This window comes from Candidatus Avedoeria danica (genome assembly GCA_016703025.1).
Classification (GTDB): Bacteria; Chloroflexota; Anaerolineae; order Epilineales; family Epilineaceae; genus Avedoeria; species Avedoeria danica.
The window spans coordinates 231,332-254,624 of sequence record JADJCV010000002.1 but is presented as its reverse complement, the minus strand read 5'-3'; the positions used below and the strand labels follow the sequence as shown (position 1 = coordinate 254,624).

At 70.1% G+C, this 23,293-nt stretch carries 17 protein-coding genes and 2 tRNA genes; 14 read left to right on the top strand and 5 right to left on the bottom strand.

Going from position 1 to position 23,293, the window contains the following annotated elements; genetic code table 11:
• Positions 1-770: 770 nt before the first annotated feature.
• From IPG72_02110 to IPG72_02065, 10 genes are all read left to right on the top strand, one after another.
• A complete protein-coding gene (locus IPG72_02110; protein ID MBK6767829.1) occupies positions 771-995 on the top strand; it encodes a hypothetical protein in 225 nt (74 codons plus the stop codon).
• A gap of 174 nt (positions 996-1,169) precedes the next feature.
• On the top strand, positions 1,170-1,361 hold the full coding sequence (locus IPG72_02105) for a hypothetical protein (protein MBK6767828.1): 192 nt from the start codon (positions 1,170-1,172) through the stop codon (positions 1,359-1,361).
• Positions 1,362-1,406: 45 nt separating this feature from the next.
• On the top strand, positions 1,407-1,646 hold the full coding sequence (locus IPG72_02100) for a hypothetical protein (protein ID MBK6767827.1): 240 nt from the start codon (positions 1,407-1,409) through the stop codon (positions 1,644-1,646).
• Positions 1,647-2,671: 1,025 nt separating this feature from the next.
• Complete coding sequence (locus tag IPG72_02095; protein MBK6767826.1) at positions 2,672-2,992, top strand: helix-turn-helix domain-containing protein; 321 nt, start codon at positions 2,672-2,674, stop codon at positions 2,990-2,992.
• Positions 2,993-3,352: 360 nt separating this feature from the next.
• A complete protein-coding gene (locus tag IPG72_02090) occupies positions 3,353-5,164 on the top strand; it encodes an AAA family ATPase (GenBank protein MBK6767825.1) in 1,812 nt (603 codons plus the stop codon).
• 199 nt (positions 5,165-5,363) lie between these two features.
• Positions 5,364-7,004, top strand: a complete 1,641-nt coding sequence (locus IPG72_02085; protein MBK6767824.1) for a restriction endonuclease — start codon at positions 5,364-5,366, stop codon at positions 7,002-7,004.
• A 52-nt stretch (positions 7,005-7,056) separates the two neighbouring features.
• Positions 7,057-7,368, top strand: coding sequence for a hypothetical protein (locus IPG72_02080; protein ID MBK6767823.1), 312 nt, complete (start codon positions 7,057-7,059; stop codon positions 7,366-7,368).
• On the top strand, positions 7,341-7,862 hold the full coding sequence (locus IPG72_02075; protein MBK6767822.1) for a hypothetical protein: 522 nt from the start codon (positions 7,341-7,343) through the stop codon (positions 7,860-7,862). The genes IPG72_02080 and IPG72_02075 overlap by 28 nt, the downstream gene beginning before the upstream one ends.
• A 203-nt stretch (positions 7,863-8,065) precedes the next feature.
• Positions 8,066-8,293, top strand: a complete 228-nt coding sequence (locus tag IPG72_02070; protein MBK6767821.1) for a hypothetical protein — start codon at positions 8,066-8,068, stop codon at positions 8,291-8,293.
• Between the two features lie 90 nt (positions 8,294-8,383).
• Positions 8,384-9,472, top strand: a complete 1,089-nt coding sequence (locus tag IPG72_02065; protein MBK6767820.1) for a site-specific integrase — start codon at positions 8,384-8,386, stop codon at positions 9,470-9,472.
• A 1,294-nt stretch (positions 9,473-10,766) separates the two neighbouring features.
• Here IPG72_02065 and IPG72_02060 read toward each other — a convergent pair.
• Both IPG72_02060 and IPG72_02055 read right to left on the bottom strand, forming a co-directional pair.
• Positions 10,767-10,842, bottom strand: a tRNA-Thr gene (locus IPG72_02060).
• A 143-nt stretch (positions 10,843-10,985) separates the two neighbouring features.
• Positions 10,986-11,057: transfer RNA gene (locus IPG72_02055), tRNA-Gly, on the bottom strand.
• Positions 11,058-11,276: 219 nt separating this feature from the next.
• Between IPG72_02055 and IPG72_02050 the strand changes: the two genes are divergently transcribed.
• Positions 11,277-14,693 carry a S8 family serine peptidase gene (locus IPG72_02050; GenBank protein MBK6767819.1) on the top strand — a complete coding sequence of 1,139 codons (3,417 nt, stop codon included), beginning with the start codon at positions 11,277-11,279 and terminating at the stop codon, positions 14,691-14,693.
• 31 nt (positions 14,694-14,724) lie between these two features.
• Here IPG72_02050 and IPG72_02045 read toward each other — a convergent pair whose 3' ends face one another.
• Positions 14,725-15,828 carry a GNAT family N-acetyltransferase gene (locus IPG72_02045; protein MBK6767818.1) on the bottom strand — a complete coding sequence of 368 codons (1,104 nt, stop codon included), beginning with the start codon at positions 15,826-15,828 and terminating at the stop codon, positions 14,725-14,727.
• 306 nt (positions 15,829-16,134) lie between these two features.
• On the opposite strand from IPG72_02045, the gene IPG72_02040 reads away from it, so the two are divergent.
• A complete protein-coding gene (locus tag IPG72_02040; protein ID MBK6767817.1) occupies positions 16,135-17,073 on the top strand; it encodes a universal stress protein in 939 nt (312 codons plus the stop codon).
• Here the strand turns inward: IPG72_02040 and IPG72_02035 are convergent.
• Both IPG72_02035 and IPG72_02030 read right to left on the bottom strand, forming a co-directional pair.
• Positions 17,030-19,174, bottom strand: a complete 2,145-nt coding sequence (locus IPG72_02035) for a CRTAC1 family protein (GenBank protein MBK6767816.1) — start codon at positions 19,172-19,174, stop codon at positions 17,030-17,032. The two genes, IPG72_02040 and IPG72_02035, sit on opposite strands and share 44 nt — an antisense overlap.
• A gap of 443 nt (positions 19,175-19,617) precedes the next feature.
• Positions 19,618-20,985, bottom strand: a complete 1,368-nt coding sequence (locus tag IPG72_02030) for a hypothetical protein (GenBank protein MBK6767815.1) — start codon at positions 20,983-20,985, stop codon at positions 19,618-19,620.
• Positions 20,986-21,182: 197 nt separating this feature from the next.
• Here IPG72_02030 and IPG72_02025 point away from each other — a divergent pair, with 197 nt between their 5' ends.
• Positions 21,183-21,959, top strand: a complete 777-nt coding sequence (locus tag IPG72_02025) for a hypothetical protein (GenBank protein ID MBK6767814.1) — start codon at positions 21,183-21,185, stop codon at positions 21,957-21,959.
• A gap of 225 nt (positions 21,960-22,184) precedes the next feature.
• Positions 22,185-23,276, top strand: coding sequence for a hypothetical protein (locus IPG72_02020; protein MBK6767813.1), 1,092 nt, complete (start codon positions 22,185-22,187; stop codon positions 23,274-23,276).
• Positions 23,277-23,293: the final 17 nt, after the last annotated feature.

The window sequence follows — 23,293 nt, the reverse complement described above, 5'->3', positions numbered from 1 at the left end:
TTACCGCTGAGTTGGCGGCGCTCGGCTATCACAAGGAGCGTGGCGAATGGCGACGGGCGAAAGAGCCGAGGCTGAGCCTGGCGGAATTCTCCCGACGAGGACGCCAAGCGGTTCAAGCGCTGGCATCAAGACTAAGGGCGGTTCGAACAACTGGAGATTCTACGGCGCTGCACCCAGCATCCGCCGCGCAGGCCGGCGAACTCTCGCGGCGTGTGGCCGGCGGATCATCGCGCGCTTGTCGAGCGGCAAGGATTCGGTCGAAGCCGGTGCTTCCGGCAGCGCTGCGCTGAGATTCGGCGCGGCGGATTGCGCGCGTCGCGCCGGCTGTCGAGCGGCGCTGCTGATTGACCGGATCGTCGTCACATGGCTGCGCACAGTACGTCGAGTCCATCCGCAGTCGGGTGATATGGTGCTAACCAAAGGCCGCCTACTATGACAAGGCGGTCAGCCTGGCGCAGGCCGACCACGTGCGCGCACTGCTTGCGCTCGCCAGGTTCGCCGGCTGGCGCTGCCCGCGGTCCAGTGAACATGACCACGGGCAATCAGTTGAACATTGCCGGGTAGAGCGTCCAGCCGAGCAATGCGACGGCGACTTATCCACAGCCTTGCGATACAATGTCGCACTATTGCTCTTATGTATACCTAGTGCCGCCACATGCCTGCACAATACTGACAATGCCGCTACGTTCTGATATCCTGCCCGGTTGAACCACCAACTGCACGGCGAACCGTCGGCAACCATCGTGGGGGATTGAATGGCGGACAGGATCATGGGCAGCAAGGCAACCGGCATCCGACTTGGCGCTGAGCACGTCGCGCGCTTGGAGGCACTGGCGCCGCTGTTCGGCGGCAATCGGGCGGCAACCGTCCGCGCGGCGCTCGACGTGTTGGCCGAAGTCGTCGCCGTGCCGAGCGCTCTCTCGTTAGCGCTCAGCGGCGCGCCGGAAGCGCTGCGCAGTATGGCCGCGTGCCGCGGGAACGTTCAAGGCGACTGACGCCGAGCAAGGCGGGAGGAATCGATGGCCAAGCGCGGGGAGGGTGAGGGCAGTATCAGCCCATTCAAGGAGGGCTTATGGGTTGCCCGGTTGACCCTGCCCGGTGGGAAGCGAAAGGCACTCACGGTCCGACGCGGGCCGACGTCGCCAAGCTTGCCAAAGCGCTGCGGGAGCGTGACCAAGGCTGCCGTGGCCGACGATCGCCTGACCGTCGCCAGCTACTTGGAGCACTGGCTACAGAACGGCTGCCGGAACGTCCAGCCGTCTACAGGAACGCACTACGAATCGAACGTCCGCGTCCACATCGCGCCGTGCCTTGGCCGGCTGCGCCTCTCGAACTCAGCCCGCGTCACGTCGAGCAACTGATTGCCGAACGTATCGGCAGCCGGCAAAGTCGGCACGGTTGCCCGCGTGCGCGCCACGCCGCCGCTTGGTCAGGCCGTCCGGCAAGGGCTGTTGATCCGCAACGTCGCGTCCGGCGCCCATGCTGCCGTTCCTGCCGCCGAAGCCAAGGAACAGCGCGTTCCGTCGCCTGAGGAAGCACGGGCGATCTGGCTGGCCGCCTTCGAAGGGCATTGGCTTGAAGCCGCTGTTGCTGTGTCGATCGGCTGCGGCCTTCGCCAAGGCGAACTGCGCGCTGCGCTGGGCTGACGTTGACCTCGACGCTGCCCGCCCTGACCGTGCGCCAAGCCTGGCAGCGGGCCGGCAACGCTCAGCACTTGGCCGAACCCAAGACGCGCGCCAGCCGTGCGCCCGTGGCGATCCCGGCCAGCGTCGTTGCCATCGTGCGACGCCACAAGGCCGACCAAGCAAGGGCGCGGCTGGCCGCCGGCCGGCACATGGACGCCAGCGAAGCCCTCGTGTTCACGGCGAGCAACGGATCGGCCCTCGACGGTCGAACATCCTGCGCACGTTTCGATCGCGCTTGGCCGCCGCCGGGCTGCCGCCGATGCGCTGGCACCTCCGGCACGCGTGCGCGTCGTTGTTGCTCGCCAGCGGGTCGGACATCGCCACCGTGGCGCCGTGCTCCGGCACGCCAGCCCGACGACGACGCTGCGGACGTATGCCCATGCGTTGCCGGGCGGCATCGACGCGGCCGCGGCGACGATGGACGCCATTCTGACCGGCCGTTCGGCGGCGGGCGGGATCGGCTAGCCCTGGCTAGCTACAGCTAGCGGAAGGGCTGTGCGATCCGCGTTGGCATACGCGTTGGCATGCCGGGCCAGCTAGGCGCGGCCCTGAACGCTTCAAGCGACCGCATTTACTCTGTAAAAAGATGGAGCCACCCGACGGACTCGAACCGTCGACCTGCTCATTACGAGTCTAGGTCTGGCGCGTCCAGTGGATGCCATGGCGTACCATCATGCTCTGTAGATCGACCACCGGACGGGTTACGACGTCCAGCGGGTAGCAGCGAATGCCAGGCCGGTTGGCATACGCGTTGGCATACATCGCCCCCAAGTCGTGGCCGTGCCTTGCGGCTGCCATGAGACACGGCCACCCAGCCGACCGGCTAGTTGCGCGCGCGGCTCGATGCCGGCTCGTCATTGCAGACCACGTGTGAGAGTCGAGCGTACTTGTACCCGTATCCTCGTGAACGCCTACTGATCGGCTGGTCGTTAGATACTTGTATGTTTCACGTGAAACACTCAATGCCTGGTACATGGCGATCGCGTATGAATATACTAGGTTCAATCGGGTCTGCTGAGTATCCATTGCGACAGGGCTGCTGCTCTCGCAACAGATGCTCAGCCATTTGCACAGGAGGTGCTACCTTGGCTAATGATCTGTTTGTACTCGACACGACCCTACTTCGTCCGGTTGACGTCATGAACCGCTTGGGCGTATCCCGCGCCCGCCTCTATGCCTGGCTGGCCGACGGCACGCTCCCGAGCGTGCGCCTTGGCCGATCCGTCCGCATCCCGGCGGCCGACTTGGCTGATTGGATCGAAGAGCGGCGACGGGATGCCGGCTTGCCGGCGCGTGAGGACGGTTGAACGTGGCCGCGCTACATGGCGACGGCCGCCCTCGGACAAGGGCGGCCGTCCAGACACTTCAAGCACGCTCAGAATGCCATGCTCCACAAACGGTGGGCAAGTGTGAACGGCGGCCGCGTCCGGCGGCCTACGCCGCGCGGAAGGCGGCCGCGCCATGATCGCATTCAACAACGACCTGGATATGACTGCCCTGGCATCCGCCGTCACGGCCGCGGTTGAACGAACGGACCAAGCCAAGCGCGTCAAGGAGTCCATCGTCTTCCGCTGTCCCACGCCCGCGCACGAAGACGCCGACCCGTCCGCCAATTGGAATCCGGCCAAGGCGTTTGGTGCTGTCACTCGCGGCACTGCGAGCGGGACATGGATGGCGGCGGCGGGACGATCGCACTTGCGCGACTGCTTGGGATCGACCTGGACGGCTTCCGGACGCCTGCCGCCCGCACGATGGCCAATGCCGCCCACATCGCCGTTGCGCGGCCTAAGCGGCGTTCGAAGCCGCCGACAGGCGCCACTGCGGACCTGGACGCGTTCGCGGCCGCGCGCGGCCTCGACGCCGCCTTGCTGTGCGATACGTGGGGCGTGCGCGAAGAGCGGTTCAGCGGTCGGCCGGCGCTCCGCTATCCGACGGCGCTCCACATCGATCGGGCGAAGTTCTTGGACGACGCCAAGCCGAAGTACACATGGGCGGGCAAGGGTGGCGGCGCGCATTGGTACGGGCTGGCGCAGCTGGCGTCATTGGCCATGCCGGAAGGCGCCGCTGTCTACGTCGTCAACGGCGAACCGGCCGTTTGGGCGGCGCAGCTGCACGGCATTCCGGCCGTTTGCATGTGCGCAGGCGAAGCCGCCACGTCGGCGGCCACGGGCATCGCCGCGGACCTGGCCGCGTTCGTCGGCGCCGCCGCGCCCGTGCGTGTCGTCTACGATGCCGACGCCACCGGCCGGAGCGGCGGACCTGCCGTTGCCGCCGCACTGGCCGCCGCCGGCATCAATGCCGTGGCGCTTGACCTGTCGGCCGCACCGTGGCCCGACGGCATCCCGGAGCACGCCGATGTTGGCGACTTGGCGCAGGCGGTCGGCAGCGGCCTTGGCGCGGCGCTGGCGGCGCTGCCGGAGTTGGCCGAAGCCGCCGATGCTGGCGGGCGGCTGCCGCCCGGCACGATCTGCTTGGCCGACGTCGAGCCCGAGCGCGTGCGATGGATTTGGCTGGGCTGGCTGCCGGTCGGCAAGTTGACGATGCTGGACGGCGATCCGAACCTCGGCAAGTCCACCCTTGCGCTTGACATCGCGGCGCGCGTATCGCGCGGGCTACCGATGCCGGACGGTGCGCGAAGCGAACTCGACGGGCCGCGGGGCGTAGTCATCCTGTCGGCGGAGGACGGCTTGGCCGATACGACGTGGCCACGCCTTGACGCTGCCGGCGCCGACTTGGAACGGATCGTTGCGATCCTCGCCACGTCCAACGAAGAAGGCGCGCCAATGCCGACGTTGGCGGACGTCGCGCACGTGCGGGCGACGATCCGGGCGATCGACGCGGCGTTGGTCATCGTCGATCCGCTCATGGCGTATGTGCCGCAGGACGTCAACAGCTTCAAGGACCAAGACGTGCGCCGCGTTCTGACGCCGTGGATTCGACTGGCAACCGACACCGGCGCGGCCGTGCTCTTGGTCCGCCACTTGAACAAGTCCGCCGGGACGCAAGCGATCTACCGTGGCGGCGGATCGATCGGCATCATCGGCGCCGCCCGCTGCGGTTGGATGCTGGCCACGGATCCGGACGACGAACAGCGGCGCATCCTCGCGCACGTCAAGGGCAACTTGGGACCGCGGCCGGAATCGCTGGCGCTGCGCCCGGTGGCGGCGGACAACGGCGCATCCCGGATCGAATGGGGCGGCACGTCGCCATTGACAGCGGACGAGTTGACGACGCCGCCGAATCCGGATGTGCGCACTGCAAAGCGCGAAGCCGCCGATTTCGTGCGCGAACTCCTGGCCGACGGTCCGGTGGCCGCCAACGACGGCTATCAGGCAGCGGACGATGCGGGTATCGCAAAGCGGACCTTGAAACGCGCCCACAAGGAGTTGGGCGTCGTCGCTACGAAGAGCGCAGCCGGATGGTCTTGGTCACTGCCCGCTGCCGCCGAGCAAGGCTGCCAAACCGACCCGGCCGCCTGACGCGCCGCCGTCTGTCGGGCACTGGCGCGTGCTGCCAGGTCCAAGGGTGCCAAGGATGCCAACGTCGCTGTATATGGCGCGCTTGGCATCCTTGGCACCCTTGGCGGCGCCAGGCAGCACGTCTACCATCCGCCGGCAACCGCCCGTCCCATCCAGCAAACCGCGCCGCGATGTACGCCGCCGCATCCAGGAGACTCCCATGATCGCGCCCAACGCCCTCATCTACGGCGACAACCTGGACGTGCTGCGCCGGCACATCGCAGACGAGTCCGTCGACCTTGTCTACCTTGACCCGCCGTTCAACAGCAACGCCAATTACAACGTGCTCTTTGGCGGAAAGGGCGGCAGCCAGTCTGCCGCACAGGTGCAAGCATTCGCGGACACGTGGCATTGGGATGACGTCGCGGCGCGTGCGTACCAAGAGACGGTAGAGGCGGGCGGCGGCGCGGCAGAGGCGCTGCGGGCGTTCAAACAGCTCATCGGGCGCAACGGTGGCGATATGATGGCCTACCTCGCCATGATGGCGCCGCGGTTGGTCGAGTTGCGGCGCGTGCTGAAACCGACCGGAAGCATCTATCTGCATTGCGACCCGACGGCGAGTCATTATCTCAAAGTGCTGATGGATGCTGTGTTTGGACCCATGCAATTCCGGAACGAAATTATCTGGAAGCGCAGTAGTGCGCATAGTGATGCTCGCATGAAGTTGGGCGACGTGACGGATGTTATTCTATTCTACGCCAGAGGAGAAAAGGCCATTTGGAACGCGCCGCGCCGCTCACTCAGCGATGCGAACGTGGCGCAAAAATACGGATCGATTGATGAGGCGGGACGACGATACACAACGCGCGATCTGCGAAGCCCTAGCCCTCGACCCAATCTGACCTACGAGTATCGCGGCTTTCAGCCACACCCTAATGGCTGGTCAATAAGTCGCGAGAAGATGGAACAATACGACAGGGAAGGCCGATTATGGATGCCGACAAAAGCTGACGGGCGCATTCGCTTGAAGATCTATCTTGACGAGTCGACCGGGCAGCCGCTGCAAAATCTGTGGGATGACATTCCACCAATCAACTCGCGCGCTGCCGAGCGACTCGGCTACCCGACTCAAAAGCCGCTGGCCCTTTTGGAACGGATAATAGAGGCTAGCAGCAACCCCGGTGGCGTCGTGCTCGATCCGTTCTGCGGCTGCGGTACGACGGTTCACGCTGCGCAACAACTCGGCCGCCGATGGATCGGCATCGACATTACGCACCTTGCCATCGGCCTTATGAGGACGCGCCTGCGCGACGCCTTCGGCCCGGCCGCCGAGTTCAAGGTATACGGCGAGCCGACGACGGCTGAGGACGCGGCGGCGCTGGCAGACCTGGACAAATACCAATTCCAATTCTGGGCGCTCGGCTTGGTCGGCGCGCGGCCGGCGAGTTCTGACGAACGGAAGGGCGCAGACGGCGGGATCGATGGCCGCCTCTACTTTCACGACGAAGGGACGGGCGGCGCGTCCAAGCAGATCATCCTGTCCGTCAAGGGAGGCAAGACGGACGTGACGCACGTGCGCGACTTGGTAGGCGTGTTGGACCGAGAGCGGGCGCAGATAGGCGTCCTGATATCCCTACAGGAGCCGACGAAGCCGATGCGGCAGGAAGCCGCCAACGCGGGCTTCTATCGTTCGCCTTGGGATGGACGGGACTACGCGCGCATTCAGCTGTTGACCGTGGCCGAGTTGCTGGACGGGCGCGGCATCCAGATGCCGGCGCCGTCGATCCTGAACACGACGTTTCAGCGGGCGCAGCGCTCGGCGCCGGATTCTGGCGCTCAGCCGACGCTGCCCGGCACGTGAGACGGCAAGCAGCCGGCGGCATTGCGACAATGGGTAACACAAGGAGGGCGGCATGGCTTGGGAAACGCGCAACGGCGGCGGCCGCTATTACACGCGATCCCGCAAGGTGGACGGGCGCGTTGTGCGCGAGTATGTCGGCCGCGGCCGGATCGCGGACTTGGCCGCGGCCTTGGATGATCTCGAACGTGAGGAACGGGCGCAGGCGGCCGCCGCATGGCGTGCCGAGCGTGAGACCAACGACGCCGAGCGCGCGGCCGTGCGCGGCCTTGGCGCAGCCGTCGACGACGCCGTTGCCGCTGAGTTGGCGGCGCTCGGCTATCACAAGGAGCGTGGCGAATGGCGACGGGCGAAGAGCCAAGGCTGAGCCTGGCGGAATTCTCTGACGAGGACGCCAAGCGGTTCAAGGCGCTGGCATCCAAGAGCAAGGGCGGTTCGGAGCAACTGGAGATTCTACGGCGCTACCCAGCATCCGCCGCGCAGGCCGGCGAACTCTCGCGGCATGTGGCCGGCCGGATCATCGCGCGCTTGTCGAGCGGGAAGGATTCGGTCGAAGCCGAGTGCTTCCGGCAGCGCTGCGCTGAGATTCGGCGCGGCTTGGATTACGACGTCGCGCCGGCTGTCGAGCGGCTGCTGATTGACCGGATCGTCGTCACATGGCTGCACTTGCAGTACGTCGAGTCCATCCGGCAGTCGGGTGATATGGTGCTAACCAAGGCCGCCTACTATGACAAGGCGGTCAGCCTGGCGCAGGCCGACCACGTGCGCGCACTGCTTGCGCTCGCCAAGGTTCGCCGGCTGGCGCTGCCCGCGGTCCAAGTGAACATGACCACGGGCAATCAGTTGAACATTGCCGGGTAGAGCGTCCAGCCGAGCAATGCGACGGCGACTTATCCACAGCCTTGCGATACAATGTCGCACTATTGCTCTTATGTATACCTAGTGCCGCCACATGCTATACAATACTTGACAATGCCGCTACGTTCTGATATCCTGCCCGGTTGAACCACCAACTGCACGGCGAACCGTCGGCAACCATCGGGGATTGAATGGCGGACAGGATCATGGGCAGCAAGGCAACCGGCATCCGACTTGGCGCTGAGCACGTCGCGCGCTTGGAGGCACTGGCGCCGCTGTTCGGCGGCAATCGGGCGGCAACCGTCCGCGCGGCGCTCGACGTGCTGGCCGAAGTCGTCGCCGTGCCGAGCGCTCTACATTCGTTAGCGCTGAGCGGCGCGCCGGAAGCGCTGCGCGAGTATGGCCGCGTCCGCGGGAACGTTCAAGGCGACTGACGCCGAGCAAGGCGGGAGGAATCGATGGCCAAGCGCGGGAACGGTGAGGGCAGTATCAGCCCATTCAAGGAGGGCTTATGGGTTGCCCGGTTGACCCTGCCCGGTGGGAAGCGAAAGGCACTCTACGGTCCGACGCGGGCCGACGTCGCCAAGAAGCTTGCCAAAGCGCTGCGGGAGCGTGACCAAGGGCTGCCCGTGGCCGACGATCGCCTGACCGTCGCCAGCTACCTGGCACATTGGCTAGAGAATGGCTGCCGGAACGTCCAGCCCTCGACGCGAACGCACTACGAATCGAACGTCCGCGTCCACATCGCCCCGCGCCTTGGCCGCCTGCGCTTGGCCGAACTCAGCCCACGCCACGTCGAGCAACTGATTGCCGAACTATCGGCGGCCGGCAAGAGTCCCGGCACGGTTGCCCGCGTGCGCGCCACGCTTCGCCGCGGTCTTGGTCAGGCCGTCCGGCAAGGGCTGTTGATCCGCAACGTCGCGTCCGGCGCCCTTGTGGCCGTTCCTGCCGCCGAAGCCAAGGAACAGCGCGTTCCGTCGCCTGAGGAAGCACGGGCGATCCTAGCCGCCTTCGAAGGGCATTGGCTTGAAGCCGCTGTTGCTGTGTCGATCGGCTGCGGCCTTCGCCAAGGCGAACTGCGCGCGCTGCGCTGGGCTGACGTTGACCTCGACGCTGCCCGCCTGACCGTGCGCCAAGCCTGGCAGCGGGCCGGCAACGCTCAGCACTTGGCCGAACCCAAGACGCGCGCCAGCCGTGCGCCCGTGGCGATCCCGGCCAGCGTCGTTGCCATCGTGCGACGCCACAAGGCCGACCAAGCACGGGCGCGGCTGGCCGCCGGCCGGCACATGGACGCCAGCGAAGCCCTCGTGTTCACGGCGAGCAACGGATCGGCCCTCGACGGTCCGAACATCCTGCGCACGTTTCGATCGCGCTTGGCCGCCGCCGGGCTGCCGCCGATGCGCTGGCACGACCTCCGGCACGCGTGCGCGTCGTTGTTGCTCGCCAACGGGTCGGACATCGCCACCGTGGCGGCCGTGCTCCGGCACGCCAGCCCGACGACGACGCTGCGGACGTATGCCCATGCGTTGCCGGGCGGCATCGACGCGGCCGCGGCGACGATGGACGCCATTCTGACCGGCCGTTCGGCGGCGGGCGGGATCGGCTCTCAATAGGAACCCCCTTTTCCTCGACCTTTCCCCCTTCCTCTTCTCGCCCTTCCTCCCCCCCTTTCCCCCGGCTCTCAAAATCCTCTCCCTCTTCAACTCCCCTTTCTTCTTCAGCTTCTTCCTTTCTTTTTTCTCTCTTACTCCTTCTTCCTCCCTTTTCTCTCGCTCCCCAATCCTTCTCATCCCCTCTCCTCCTCTTCCTCCTCTCCTCTCCCCCTCTCCCTCCTCACCCCTCTCCCCTCAGCCCTGGCTAGCTATGCCCCCGGGCCCCCCCCCCCGGGGGAAGCCCCCCCGATTGGCCCCCCACCGGCCCGCCCCTTCCCGGCCCCCCCCCCCCCGGTCCCCCCCCCCCCCGGTTGGCCCCCCCCGGTTGGCCCCCGCGGGGGGGGCCCCCCCCCGATTGGCCCCCCCCGGGAGGGGGGCCCCCCCCCCGCCCCCCCCCTATTTTTTAAGGCCCGGTTGGCCCCCCCCGGGTTGGGTTTGCCCCCGGCCCGCCCCTGCCCGGGGGGTTCTATCCCGAAAAACCCCCCCCCGGGCCGCCCCCCTCCCCCCCCCCCCCGCCGGGGACCCAAACCCCCCCCCCCCCCCCGGGTGGCCCCCCCCCGGGTGGGCCGGGGGGGGAGGCCCCCCCCCCGGCGCGCCCCCCCCCGCCCCCCCCCCCGGGGGGCCCCCCCACGGGCGGCCCCCCCCCGGGTGGCCCCGGCCCGGGGGGGCTTTTTCCGACCCGCCCCCCCCCGGGGGGCCCCCGGGGGGCCCCCCGGGGGCCCCCCCCCCCCACAAGTGGCCCCGGCCCGGGGGGGGTTGGCCCGGCCCCCCCCCCCCCGGCGGGCCCCCCCCCCAAAAAATATTTGCAAAAAAACCCCCCCCCGCCGACGAAAACGGGGGGGGGGCTTGTTTTTTTTTTATTTTGTTCCCCCCGCGGCCCCGCCCCCCACCCCCCCCCCCCGCCCCCCCGGTTTTCCCCTTTTCCCCCCCCCCCCCCCCCCCCGCCCATGCCGCCCCCCCCCGGAAAAAACGGAGGACCCCCCCCCCGAACCCCCGGGCGCCCCCTGGGGGGGGCGCCTTTTGCCCCTCCCCGCGCGGGTGGTGCGGCGGGGGGCTTTGCCCCCCCCCCCGGCCGGGGGGGTGCCCGGCCCCCCGGGCGAGGAAAACAACCCCCCCCCCCCCCCCGGCGCCGGCGCGGGAAATAGCAGCTAGCGGAAGGGCTGTGCGATCCGCGTTGGCATACGCGTTGGCATACTTGGGCCAGCTAGGCGCGGCCCTGAACGCTTCAAGCGACCGCATTTACTCTGTAAAAAGATGGAGCCACCCGACGGACTCGAACCGTCGACCTGCTCATTACGAGTGAGCTGCTCTACCAACTGAGCTAGGGTGGCCTGACTTCCGACCGACGGACGGACCGCGCCGCGTGTTCCGCGCCGTGAACCGCCGTTGCCAACGACCCGGTATCGACCCGGTCACGATTCGGACGATCCCCGACGAGGCTACGAAAAGGCGAGGCACGGAGCCTCGCCTATGAAGCGGGCGATGAGGTTCGAACTCACGACCTTCTCCTTGGCAAGGAGACGCTCTACCGCTGAGCTACGCCCGCGAACGAAGGTGGATTATAGCCGGCTCGGCGGGTGGTGTCAATCGCCTGGTTCGAACTTTCGGCTGCGGCCGACCCGAACCGCTTGACCGCCCACGGCCCCCGCCGTACCGTACCCGCCGTACCCGCGCTCCGACTGCGCCACCCCATCGTCCAGACAGCCCAACCCGCCTAACCCGACCATCCCAACCCGACCCGCACCACCCGAAAGAAGCCCGCCCGATGACCGTGCGCCCCGCCTTCGCCCGCCTCGCGCTCGCCCCCGCCCTCGCCCTCGCCCTCGCCACCGCCGCGGCCCACACGACGCCCACCGCCGCCGCGCCGTCGGCGCCCGCCGCGCCCCCGATCGCCCCCGCACCGCCGGCGGCCCAACCGGACCCCGCCCCCCGCGCCAGCCTCCTCGTGACCGTGGCCGGCGAGAGCGTGTGGCAGCAGTTCGCGGCCCGCCTGGCGGACGCGGACGGCAGTCCGGCCAGCGCGGCCGACGTGCGGGCGCGCGCAGCGACGATGCACGACGAGCTGGTGGCGGCGAGGGCGGCGGTGCTGGCGGCGCAGGCGCCGGCAGTGGCGGCGGCCGAGGCGACGGGCGCCCAGGTGATCAGCCGGTACACGACGCTGGCGAACGGCTTCCTGCTGCACGCCACGGCCGATCAGGTGGCGCGGCTGGCCACGGTGCCCGGCATCCTGGCGATCGAGCCGGCGCCGCTCGTCACGCCGCAGCTGGACGGCAGCGTGCCGTTCATCGGCGGGCCGGCCTTGGCGACGCAGAAGGGCTATGACGGCACGGGGTCGTACACGGCGGTCATCGACACCGGCGTGGACTACACGCACGCCCACCTCGGCGGGCCGGGCACGGAAGCGGCCTATGCGGCGGCCAGCGCCGTGACCGACACGCAGCGGATCGACGACCTCTGGGAGGGCCAACCGCTCTTCCCGAACGCCAAGGTCGTCGCCGGCTACGACTTCGTCGGACGGCGCTACAACCCGCCGCACCTCTGCTCGGCGGCGCAGGAAGCGGCCGGGACGTGCACCAGCACGCCCATCCCGGACCCCGACCCGCTGGACGGCGGCGGCCACGGCACGCACGTCTCGGGCATCGTGGCCGGCAACGCGTTTGCCGGAGGGCTCAGCAACGGCGTCGCGCCCGGTGCCAAGCTGGTGGGCCTGAAGATCTACGGCGAGGACGGCGACGATGAGGCAGCGGACGTCCTCGTGGATGCCATCGAGTGGTGCGGCAACGTGAACCTCGGGATCGAGACGCGCGGCACCGTTCCGCCGCGGGTGGATGCCGTTAATATCAGCCTCGGCGAGGACTGGGCGGTGGCCAGCACGCTGTTCGATACCACCGCCGCCGCCGCCACCGCCGCCGGCGTGACCGTCGTCGCCTCGGCCGGCAACTCCGGCAACCGGGCGTTCATCGTCGGGACGCCGTCCGCCAGCCCGCCGGTCGTCTCGGTGGCCAGCACCGTGCCGCCCGAGTCCGGGATGGAGATCGTCACGACCAACGGGATCACATCGACGACGCACGTCGGGCTCGAGAGCGTCATCGCCCGGCCGTTCAAGGATGTCATCGCCGGCGGCCGCATGGAGGGCCAGCTGGCGTGGTTCGGCCGGGGCTGCGGCGAGGACCCGCAGCCGCAGGACGTGAGCGAGCGCGTCGCGCTCGTCGAGCGCGGGCTGTGCAACCTGTCGGACAAGATCCTCAAGGCCCAGGGCAAGGGCGCGATCGCCATCCTCATGTACACCAACGAGAACCCCAAGAGCCAGATGGCCGGCGACGCGGCCGGCATCACGATCCCGGCCGCGATGATCGACCGCGCCCCCGGCGAGACGCTGCGCGACATGCTCCTCGGCGGCGCGGTGATGCACGTCACGTTCGATGCGTCCAAGGTAAGCCTCGACCTCTCCAGCGCCGACCTCGTCGCCGGCTACAGCTCACGCGGCCCGAACATCCACGGCGCGCTCAAGCCGGACATCGCCGCGCCGGGCAGCAACATCCTCTCGGCGGCGATGGGCACCGGCACGCGCGGCGCCTCGTTCAACGGCACGTCGATGGCCGGCCCGCACGTCGCCGGCGCGGCCGGCGTCGTGGCCCAGCGAAACCGGGCGGAGAACCTCAGCCTCGACGGCCTCGGCGTGGCGGCGCTCCTGATGAACTACGCCCAGCCGACGGTGTATGCCGGCGGCGGCATCGTGCCGATCCCGCGCCAGGGAGCAGGCCGCCTGGACGTCCTGCGCGCCGGCACCGGCCCGCTCCTCGCGCGCGCCGGCACGATCGCCAGCCTGAACGTCGGCATCCGCGCGCTGACCGCGCCGGTGAACGTCACGCTGCCGGTGACGCTCACGAACCTGACGGACGCGCCGGTGACGTACAGAATCGTGCCCCGCTTCCGCCGCCCGGCGGCGGCCGACGCCGGCCTCACGTTCCAGCTCCAGGAATCCGTCGTCCACAGCCTCGCGCCGCGCGAAACGCGCACGGCACCGATCTCGGTCGCCATCGACCCGGCGAAGCTTGCCGACTGGACGCTCTACCCGGCGGCCACCGGCGACGGGATCGGCAGCGTCGAGGCGAGCGAGATCGACGGCTGGCTGACCTTCCAGCCGGTGGACGGGAACGCGCAACCGCTGCCCGACGTCACCGCGCCCGCCGCCGCCGTCCCGTTCTACCTCATGGCCCGCCGCGCCTCGGCCGTCGCCCACACCTGGATGGCCGATCCCGACGCCGGCCCGGGCCACCGCCTCACGTTCGACAACACCTCGCCCTTCACGGGCACGGTCCAGCTCTTCCACCGCCCGGCGCAGCGCACCCCCGGCCTCGGGACACCCGGCGGGACGGTCGTCACCCCGGCCGGCGCCGTCGACGCGATGCCGACCGACCCCGATGAGCCGAACGTGCCCGACGCCCTCGACGTCGCCGCCGTCGGCGTCCGCGCGACGACGGCGTCCACAACATCGACGACGGCCGACCGCCTGGACTTCGCCGTCGTGACGCACGCCGCGGTCATGATGCCGGTCCCGCAGCAGACCCAGATCTTCATCGACACGGACCGCGACGGCAGCGCCGACTGGCGCGTCCGCGCCGGCGACCACCGCGGCCCGGACCGCGTCCAGACGTTCGTCGGCCGGTGGGTGGCGTCATCGAACGCCATCACGGGCACGGAGCGCACGACGGACACCCTGTTCAGCTCGGACGTCGCGACGCACGCCAGCGTCCTCTCCGTGCCGATGACCCTCCTCGGCATGACGGAGCCCGCGCCGTTCGACTTCTGGGTCGTCCGCCGCGGCACGCACGAGGACTGGTCGCACATCGGGCTGCCCGACGTCGTCCCGGACGGCGCCGACCAGCCCGGCGGACCGCGCCTCACGTTCGACCCGACGACGCAGGCCGTCCGTCTCGCGGCACCCGCGACGGCCGTCGCCGGCGGCCGCACCGGATCGATCCCGCTGGCGATCGACGCCGGCCGAAGCGGCACGTCCTGCCGCCGCCACGACGGCTACCTGGCGATCTATCCCGAGAACGACTTCGCCGGCAACGGCCAGTGGGCGTGGATCGACGGCGGCGGACTGCGGGTCGTGTGCGGGCCGGTCTACCTGCCGCAGGTGCTCGCGACGTTCGATGCGGCGGTGATGGGGCCGTAGGCCCATGCCGGGCACCCGCAGGGGGGTGCCCCTACCACATCCCGCCGAGGATCTCCCGCCAACGCTCCATCCCGACCTGATAGCAGTGCTCCCGGAAGTGCTCCTGGAACCCGAGATCCGTGTTGATGCCGATCATCGCCGCGTTTGACACGGCGTTGCCGGTGTCGATGACGCGCGCGCCGGGCACTTCGTCGAACAGTTTCACGAGCATCCAGAGCTTGAGCACCTTGCCGAGCCCCTGGTTCTGCTCGCTCTTCCGGACGCCGGTGGCCCACTGGCTCACCTTCCACGGGTCGTTCGGATCGAAGCTCACGTTCGAAAGGCCCACGATCCGGCCGTCGGACGTCCGCTGGGCGACGTAGTTCCAGAGCACCATCCCCTGCCCGCGCTGGTTGGCGATCATCGCCGCCCAGCGCTCGGGCGTCCAGCGCTCGGGGGCCATCGTCAGGTCCTCGAGCGGCATGAGGTTGTCGATCTCGGTGCTCATCTGAAAGTAGTCGTCGATATCGAACCCGGTCTCAGGACCCGGGAAGTCGTCGTCGGCGAAGAACAGCGGGCGATAGCGATCCGCTACGCGCGCCGTCCGCGCCGCCGCCTGCCCGCGGATGTCGTCGGGATCGACTTCGGCGAGCGCCAGCCGCGAGATCCGTTCGATCAGCCGGCACGGCAGGCCCCACGCGTTCTCGACGTGATCGATCAGCGACCGGCCGACATCGATGTGGCCGACGATCCCGAAGCCGATCTCGGTCGCGCCGTGGCGACCCACATCGTCCGTCATGACCTGAGCGATCCGCCGCCCGATGCCCTGCCGCCGCCACGCGGGCAGCACGAAGACCTCGATCCAGGCGAGCTGCGGGTTCTCGTTGCCTTCGATCTCCCAGTTGCCGAACCCGACCGCCTCGCCGTCCACCATCGCCAGCACCCAGCGCTCGATCGTGCCGGGCGGATGTGGGCCGCGCAGCGATGCCAGCAGGGCGCGGCGCGGCCGCGGCGGATCGTCGGCGTCGCGTTCGGCGCGCAGCGCAAGGCGCAGGTCGGTCAGGCGCTCGGCGACGTCGTCGGGGGCGGTAGGGCCGTCGAACGGGGTGAGGACGAGAGGGTCCAGGGGCGGGGAAACGGGGGGAGACGTCGTCATCGTGGCTCTCGCAAGGGGGGTGGAGGTCGGGTGCTCAAATGAGGGTGCAATTGTAGAGGCAGCAGAGGCGGTGGCGGCATGCCGGGAGGATCAACGGCTGAAGCCGTCGCTGAGGTTGCGCGCCCACCGCGCGCCTGCCTTCGCAGGCGCCAGGAAGGATGCACCACGGTCCCCCCCCGCTTCAGCCGTTGATCCTCCCGGCTGCCTGCCGGCTGCCCGCCGGCTTCCCCCGCCACCCCGGCTACCCCCCACCATCGCCCATCGCTGCTACGATGTCCGCCTACCGATCCACCCCGGAGCCCTGCCATGCCCACCGCCAGCCTCCGCACGATCCTCGTCGCCACGACGCTCTCGCCGGACAGCGACACCGTTGTCGCGCTCGCCGCCCGCTGGGCCGCGGCGGCCGGTGCACGGCTGCACGTGTTGCATGCCATGCTCCTGCCCATCGAGTACGACGACCTGCCGGCATCCGGTCCGCTGGCGCCGGACGCGTACGCCGCGCTCGAGACGACGCTTCGTGCGCGCCTCGACGCGCAGCTGGCGCGCCTGGCGATCGGCGCCGACGTCCTCGGCGCGGCCGAGATCGTCGACGGGACGCCGTGGCGGGTGATCCGCGCGCGCGCGGCCGAGATCCACGCGGACGTCATCGTCGTCGGCGCCACGGACAGCGATGGACTGTTCGACCGGCTCATGGGCTCGACGGCCTCGCACGTCCTGGCCGGTGCCGATCGGCCCGTTCTCGTCGTCCGCGGCCGAGCGGACGGCGCGCCGGCGCGCGTGCTGGCGCCGGTCGACCTCTCGCCGCTGGCCGGACAGGCCTTTGCGGCCGGCTGCGCGCTCGTGGCGGCGGCGGCGGGACAGGCGGGGGCGACGGTGACGGCGCTGTTCGTCCTCGACGAACGCCAGCGGGGCGCCGGGATCCAGTTCTCGCCGGAGCAGATGGATCGCTTCGCGGCCGACGAGCTCGACCGCTTCACCGGCACGTACGCTCCCTCGGCACCCGGCCTTACCCTCCGGAACACGGTGCGGGTGGGCGAGCCGCGCGAGGCGATCCTCGCGGCGGCCGAGGAAGGGGCCGCCGACCTCGTGCTCATCGGGACGCACGGCTACACCGGCTGGGACCGCCGCGTCTTCGGCAGCGTCGCCGCCGACGTGATGCTGCGCTGTCCGTGCAGCGTGCTGATCCTGCCGGCGACGGGTGCTACCGACCCGCCCGCACCGCAGGCCCAGCCCCGCCCAGCTTGAACGCCGCCTGAGCGACCGGACGGGCAGCCGGCGCTCCGGCCGTCAGCGTCCAGACGGAATCGATCCCGATCCCGGTGAAGGCCTCGGCCTCGCCGCCCGGCCAGATCACGGCCACGGCTTCGACGGCCGTCGCGTCGCCGAGCCCGAGCTCGACCTGCAGGCTGTTCGCGCCGAAGCTGCCGCCGGATCCCACGAGCCGGTGCAGCGTCCGCGATCCCCGCGGCGTCGCCACGCGCACCGCGACGCGCGCGCCGATGGCGGACGGGTTCGCGCCGCGGCCACGCAGCCGGAGCGTGACCCAGTGGTTGCCGTGGCCGGGGTTCTCGTAGAGCGCGTTCGGGTACCAGTCCGCCTCGTACGCCCCGCCGTAATCGGCGTACACGTCTTGGTCGCCGTCGTTGTCGAGGTCGGCGAACGCGATCCCGTGCCCCTTCTGGAGGTTGCCGAAGCCGCCGGACGTCGTGATGTCGCGGAACGTGCCGTCGCCGGCGTTCCGGAACATCCGGCTCGGGTCGAGCGTGCGGAAGTCGGGGTTGCCCGTGCCCAGGTAGAAGTCGTCCCAGCCGTCGTTGTCGAGGTCGCCGTGGTTCGAGCCCATCGTCATGAAGACGCCGTCGACGCCGGCCTTCGGGGCGACGTTCTCGAACGTCCCATCCCCGTTGTTGTGGTAGAGCCTCAGGCGCTCGCCGCCGTTGGGCTGGCCGAGGTAGTCCGCCACGATGTCGGCCATCGGGCTCGCGGCGGCCAGCGGGTCGGTCGAACCGTAGCCGCTGACCAGGAGGTCGAGCCAACCGTCGTTGTCGTAATCCCACCACCAAGCCGGGAAGCTGATGATCGGCTCGGCGACGCCGGCGATCGTGGTCCGGTTGCTGAACCGCCAGCCGCCGTCCTCGCCCGGGCCGTCGTTGTGGAACAGCGCGTTCGGCGCGCCGAGGTGGCTGAGGAAGAGATCGGGCCGCCCATCGTTGTCGTAGTCGCCCCACACGGCCGCCTTGGTGAAGCCGCCGATGTCGAGGCCCGTTTGGCGCGCGATGTCCGTGAACGTGCCGTCGCCGTCGTTCCGCCAGAGCTCGTTCGGGTGGGCGTTGCCGTCACCCGTCGTCTCGTTGCCCACGAAGAGGTCGAGGTCCCCGTCGCCGTCGAAGTCCGACCAGGCGCCGGTCTGCGTCGGGTGGTAGCTCAGCATCCCGGCCGCCTCGGTCACGTCCTCGAACGTCCCGTCGCCGCGGTTGCGCAGGAGTGAGTTCGGAAAGATCGTCTGCCCGCGGCGCCACGCCCCGCGGAGCACGAGGACATCCAGCCAGCCGTCACCGTCGTAGTCCGCCTGCACCATGTTCAGCCCGCCGTTGATCCCGGTCAGACCTGCCGCCGCAGCGCGGTCCTCGAACGTGCCGTCGCCGCCGCTTACGAAGAAGTGCAGCCCCTCCTCGGGCCCCCAGCCGGACGACAGCACGTCGAGGTTCCCGTCGCCCGTGAAGTCGTCGACGACGACGCCGCCGGCCCGGCCGGCCACGTCGAACCCGAGCGCCGGCGCGATGTCGACGAAGCGGCCGATGTCGTCCTCCGCCTCGAAGACGCTCGGGTCGATCCGGTGGCGCTCGTCGATTCCGTCCGGCCACGTGCCGCGCGCCATGTGGGCAACGTTCAGCAGCCAGCGGCTGGTCAGGTCGTCCGGGTCCGATCGGACGAGCGCCGTCAGCTCAGGAATCGCCCGGTCGACCGCCTCCGTGTCCTTGTGCACGCCGCCGTCCTTGATCGGCAGGATGCAGGAATCGGCATTGTGGTTCAGGGCGCAGTTCCGGGTCTCGGCCGAACGCAGCCACGTGACGGCCAACAGCGAAGTGATCTGGCGCAGGTTCGCCGAGTCGCTCAGGTTCTCGGTCTGTCGCAGCGCGCTCTGCAGCCGCTGGAACGATGCCGCCGCCTCCTCGAGCCGGCCGCTGTTCAGCTGAGCGACGGCGATCTGGAAGCCGAAAACCGCCTGCTGCTGCGGATCGGCCGGAACGCCGCCGGCCAGCAGCGCGTCGAGGAGCTTGGCGCTCTCGAAGCCGCGCGGGTCGGGCGGGATGTCGAGCGTGATCTGCGCCAGCCGGGCGGCCATCGCCACGTTGCTTGGGTACTGCGGCAGATCGCCCGACGCCGGGACGGGCGGGCCGGCGGGATCGGCGCCGTGATGTGCGCCGTGCGCGGCGTCCGCCGGACCGTGCGCGGCCTGGGCTGGCGGGACCTCGCCCGGCGCGCCGCGGCCGGTGTTCGGATCGGCGCCCGGCGCCCGGCAGGCGCTGACGCTTCACGCAGCCACGCTGACGAACGCCATCAGCGCGGCGTGACGGAATCGGTTCATGGATCGGATCCTCATCGGGGAGCGCGCATGCCCGCTTGACCAACACGTCAAGCGTAAGCGCGCGCCGATCCCCGATCCATCCGATCGTTCCGCCGCCCGGGTGGGGCGTTGCCGCGATGGGATGGGGCGTTACGGCGGGCCGATGGGGCGCGACCGCCGGTCGATGACGCTCCGCCGCCACCGCATCTGGGGTGACGTCGTCAGTCGGCGGGTCGCACGCTGTCCCACCCGGGGCCGTCGGCGAGCTGGGCGTTCAGGAACTCAACCAGCCCCGGCGTCGCGCCGAGCGGGGCGACGGTGAGCGCGCCGTGGCGCTCGCCGCCATAGTAGAAGACACGGAAGCGGCCCGGAATGGCCGCGGCGTCCCAGCTTTCCGTCCAGTCCGCCAGGTCGTTCAGCCCACGGCGCATCGCCGGGCCGTCGACCGTCGCGCCGTTCAGCAGGCCGAAGAAGGCGCGCATCGTGTTGTCCTCGTAGCTGCTGAGGAGCGAGCCGCGGAAGCCCGGCACGTTGCGGGCCAGGAAGGCGTACGCCTCGTGGTAGCCCGTGGCCGGCCTGCATTCCGGGCAGCTCTGCTCGATCGTCCCGCCGAGGCCCCAGGCGTCGCGGAGCTTGGTCTGCGCCGCCGCGGTGAGGTGGGCCGGGCGGAGGATCGGCCCGGCATCGTCGATCAGCACGGGCGCCGGGCCGTCGACGGCCTTAAAAGCCTCGGCGACGTGCCAGAGGTTGCCGGTGCTGCCGAGCCCGCCGGCGCTGAAGCCGGTGACGACGACGCGCTCCGCATCGCGGAACGTCGGCACGATGCGGCGGAGATAGGCGTCGACGTTGCGCCAGCCGACGTGGCGGATCGTCTGTCCCTGGTAGGTGGCCGCGCGGTCGCCCAGGTGGGCGTCGCCGGTGCAATAGGGCACGTACACCCAGCTCATCGTCCGGAGCGGGTTGCGCGGGTCGGCGCGGTCGAAGATGCCGCGGCCGAGGATGCCCTGGGCCACCGCGGCCTCGAACTTCTCCTTCGTCACGCCGTCGAGGTTGGCCGCGGTTTGGAGAAAGAGACACGAAAGCGGGTCCCAGCACGCGCCGCCGCCCTCGAAGTAGATCATCACGTCCTGGCTTTGGTCCGTGATGTTCAGCCCGAGCCCCGTCGGCGTCCCGCGCCCGCACACCGCGTCCGGGAACGGCGCGAACACCCAGCGCTCCATGTCGGCGTCGGCCACGGACAGCGGCAGGCCGGGCGATGCGCCGTCCGGCGTCGCCGTGGCGGTCGGGAACGCCTCCGTCGGGCGCTGCGTTGCGGACGGCGTCGTCGCGACGGCCGTCGATGGGGTCTGCGTCGCGCCACGGGCCGGCGCGGTCGGCGCGGGCACGAGGTCGGACGGGCCGACGAGGCGGGCGACGAACGGCAGCTGGATGCGCGCCGTCGTCACGACCGGCTGTTGGGCGGCGGCCGGCGCCGGGCCGCCGCCGGCCAGCACGGCCAGCGTGAGCACGGCGGGCGCGATCCACCGCGCGCGGCTCGGTCGCCGACCCCGACGTCCGCCGACAACCTGATGCACGGCTTGCACGGCCATTCCTCACCTCGTCTTGGGTCCCGTTCGCCCGTGGCGGCGCCTCGTGATGGTACAACACGCGCGGGATCGGATGGTCGCGCGCATGGGTTTGTCGGCACGGTTTGTCCCGGCCGTCGGAAACAATCCGGCCCGTCGCGGGTATGAACAGGTGAGCCCGATCGTCCCAACCTCATGCATCATCCCGTTCCGGAGACGGCATGTCGAATCGCCACGATGACCCGCTGGATAGTGAATTGGATCGCTGGGTCGATGATCCGACCCCGGCGAACCTGTCGCAGCTCTCCAGCGCAGGCCCCGATGGCGTGCGCTGGCAGCGCTGGCATCGGCTCCTTCGCTCGGATCGCACCGGGGACGGCACGATCGCTGCGCCGGTCCTCGACCTGCCCGCCATCCCGCCGCCGGCGCTGGGCGTCATCGCGCGCACCGTCGTCGATGCCTGGCGCGATCCGAGTCTGCGCGCCGGACTGCGCGCCGACCCCCGGTCGGTCCTGTCCGGCGCCGGCGTCGAGCTGCCGGCCGAAATGGAGGTCCGGGCCGTGACGATGCCGCTGACGGTCATGCCGCGCGGTTCGGCGGCGGGCGCCGTGCTCGAGCTGCCGCTGCCCGCCGCGACGGCGCCGCCGGCCGACCGGTCGAGCGTCGGTCGCCAGCTCCGCGGGACACCGTTCGAGTGGGTTCTCTGGGCGGCGTTCGGGCCGTTCGACGCCGCCGAGGCGCCGGCGGCGCGGCCGGCCATCGCCGCGCCGGCGGACGTCGGGCGACCGCGCTGGTCGTGGCGGCAGGCCTTCACGCCGCGCACGGTGGCGTTCGCCGGCGCGCTCGCGGCCGTGGCCGTCGTGCTGATGGCGGCGCCGGGCGTGCTCGGGCCGCTGGCTGGCGCGGCGGTCGGGCCGGCACAGGGCGTGCGGATCGTCCTGGCGCTCGCATGCGCGGCCGGTGCCGTCCTGCTGCTGCTTTCGATGCGGCGGCGGTAGGCGAAAGGGCGTACGAAGATCGTGACGACAGAGAGAATCCCGCGACCGCGACGTTTCGGGAACATGGCGCCGAGTCAACTGTAATACTGTTCACAACGACGCAACGCCCAGCCATCATCGACCTGACACCAGACAAACGAAGTCGAGCCGCAGTCAGGTTGGGAGGACGGGTTTGTGAAGCGTCGTCGGGAAGTTCACAAGCGCACACCAATGGAGGAGACGACGATGTTCTTGAAGAAGGCGACCGCACTTGCTCTGCTCGCGCTGGCCCCGACGCTGCTCGCCGCATGCGGCAGCGACGGGGGCAACCTCTCCGGCTCGGCCGTCGAGGATCCCAGCAAGCCGGTTGAACCGGGCAACCCGCCTGTCGCACCGGTGAACCCGCCCGCCGAGAAGCCCGGCGATTCCAAGCCGGCACCCGGTGTCGCCCCCTCGGGCGGCGCGGGTGAGGCGACCCTGCTCGGCTACGTTCAGAGCCTCGCGCCGACCCGCCGCGTCGATCTGGCCGACATGAAGGACGCCTGCCGGGCATCCGCGGACTGCCAGGCCGATGTCGCCAAGTTCGAGGCCCACCTGTTGACGCTCTGCCCGACCGAAGCCGACTGCAAGAGTGCCGTTGGCATGCTCCTTTACAAGGAACGCTCGCCGCAGCAGGTGGCGCAGCAGATCTACGCGGCCAGCTTCCCGCAGGCCAAGGACGTGCTGCCGATCGTCGAGGAGTCGCTCGGTCCGAGCGCCGGCGGTGACGACGCGGCGCCGGTTGCAGGCGCGTTCGACGCCACGATCGACCAGCTCGTCGAGGATCTGAACGCCAAGGCCGGCACGCCGGTGGATATGGTGGAGATCGGCAACCTGATCGTGAAGATCGACCCGGAGACGGGCAACGCCGTGACGCAGCAGATCACGCAGGACATCGCCGACGCGGCGCCGGCCGATCCGGCGGTGGCCGAGACGGCCACCAAGCTGGCGGCGGGCGAGCCGGTGGACGCGGCGGCCGCGGCCGCGCTGATCGACGAGGTCGTCAAGGGTGACGCCGGCGGCGACCCGGCCAAGCCCGGCTCCGAGCCGGCGGCAGTGGACGCCGTGGCCCTGCAGAAGGCGGCCGAAGGCCTCCGCCAGGGCGTCGGGATGACGGTCGAGTGGGCCGGCGTCAAGGGGATGCTCGGAGACGACGTCGCCGCCGCCGTCGAGGGCTTCGCGGGCGACACGACGCTCATCAACAGCGGCACGCTGACGGATCTTCTGGACGGCAAGTCGGTCGACGCGGTGGCGGTCGCCGACCTCCTCGACGAGATCGCGAACGCGGCACAGCCGTAAGGTCCAAGGACCGAAGC

Coding starts and splice junctions, on each gene's coding strand:
- IPG72_02110 (MBK6767829.1), top strand. CDS start 771: ATGGGCAGCAAGGCAACCGGCATCCGACTTGGCGCTGAGCACGTCGCG.
- IPG72_02095 (MBK6767826.1), top strand. CDS start 2,672: ATGAATATACTAGGTTCAATCGGGTCTGCTGAGTATCCATTGCGACAG.
- IPG72_02090 (MBK6767825.1), top strand. CDS start 3,353: ATGGATGGCGGCGGCGGGACGATCGCACTTGCGCGACTGCTTGGGATC.
- IPG72_02085 (MBK6767824.1), top strand. CDS start 5,364: ATGATCGCGCCCAACGCCCTCATCTACGGCGACAACCTGGACGTGCTG.
- IPG72_02080 (MBK6767823.1), top strand. CDS start 7,057: ATGGCTTGGGAAACGCGCAACGGCGGCGGCCGCTATTACACGCGATCC.
- IPG72_02075 (MBK6767822.1), top strand. CDS start 7,341: ATGGCGACGGGCGAAGAGCCAAGGCTGAGCCTGGCGGAATTCTCTGAC.
- IPG72_02070 (MBK6767821.1), top strand. CDS start 8,066: ATGGGCAGCAAGGCAACCGGCATCCGACTTGGCGCTGAGCACGTCGCG.
- IPG72_02050 (MBK6767819.1), top strand. CDS start 11,277: ATGACCGTGCGCCCCGCCTTCGCCCGCCTCGCGCTCGCCCCCGCCCTC.
- IPG72_02045 (MBK6767818.1), bottom strand. CDS start 15,828: ATGACGACGTCTCCCCCCGTTTCCCCGCCCCTGGACCCTCTCGTCCTC.
- IPG72_02040 (MBK6767817.1), top strand. CDS start 16,135: ATGCCCACCGCCAGCCTCCGCACGATCCTCGTCGCCACGACGCTCTCG.
- IPG72_02035 (MBK6767816.1), bottom strand. CDS start 19,174: ATGGCCGCCCGGCTGGCGCAGATCACGCTCGACATCCCGCCCGACCCG.
- IPG72_02030 (MBK6767815.1), bottom strand. CDS start 20,985: ATGGCCGTGCAAGCCGTGCATCAGGTTGTCGGCGGACGTCGGGGTCGG.
- IPG72_02025 (MBK6767814.1), top strand. CDS start 21,183: ATGTCGAATCGCCACGATGACCCGCTGGATAGTGAATTGGATCGCTGG.
- IPG72_02020 (MBK6767813.1), top strand. CDS start 22,185: ATGTTCTTGAAGAAGGCGACCGCACTTGCTCTGCTCGCGCTGGCCCCG.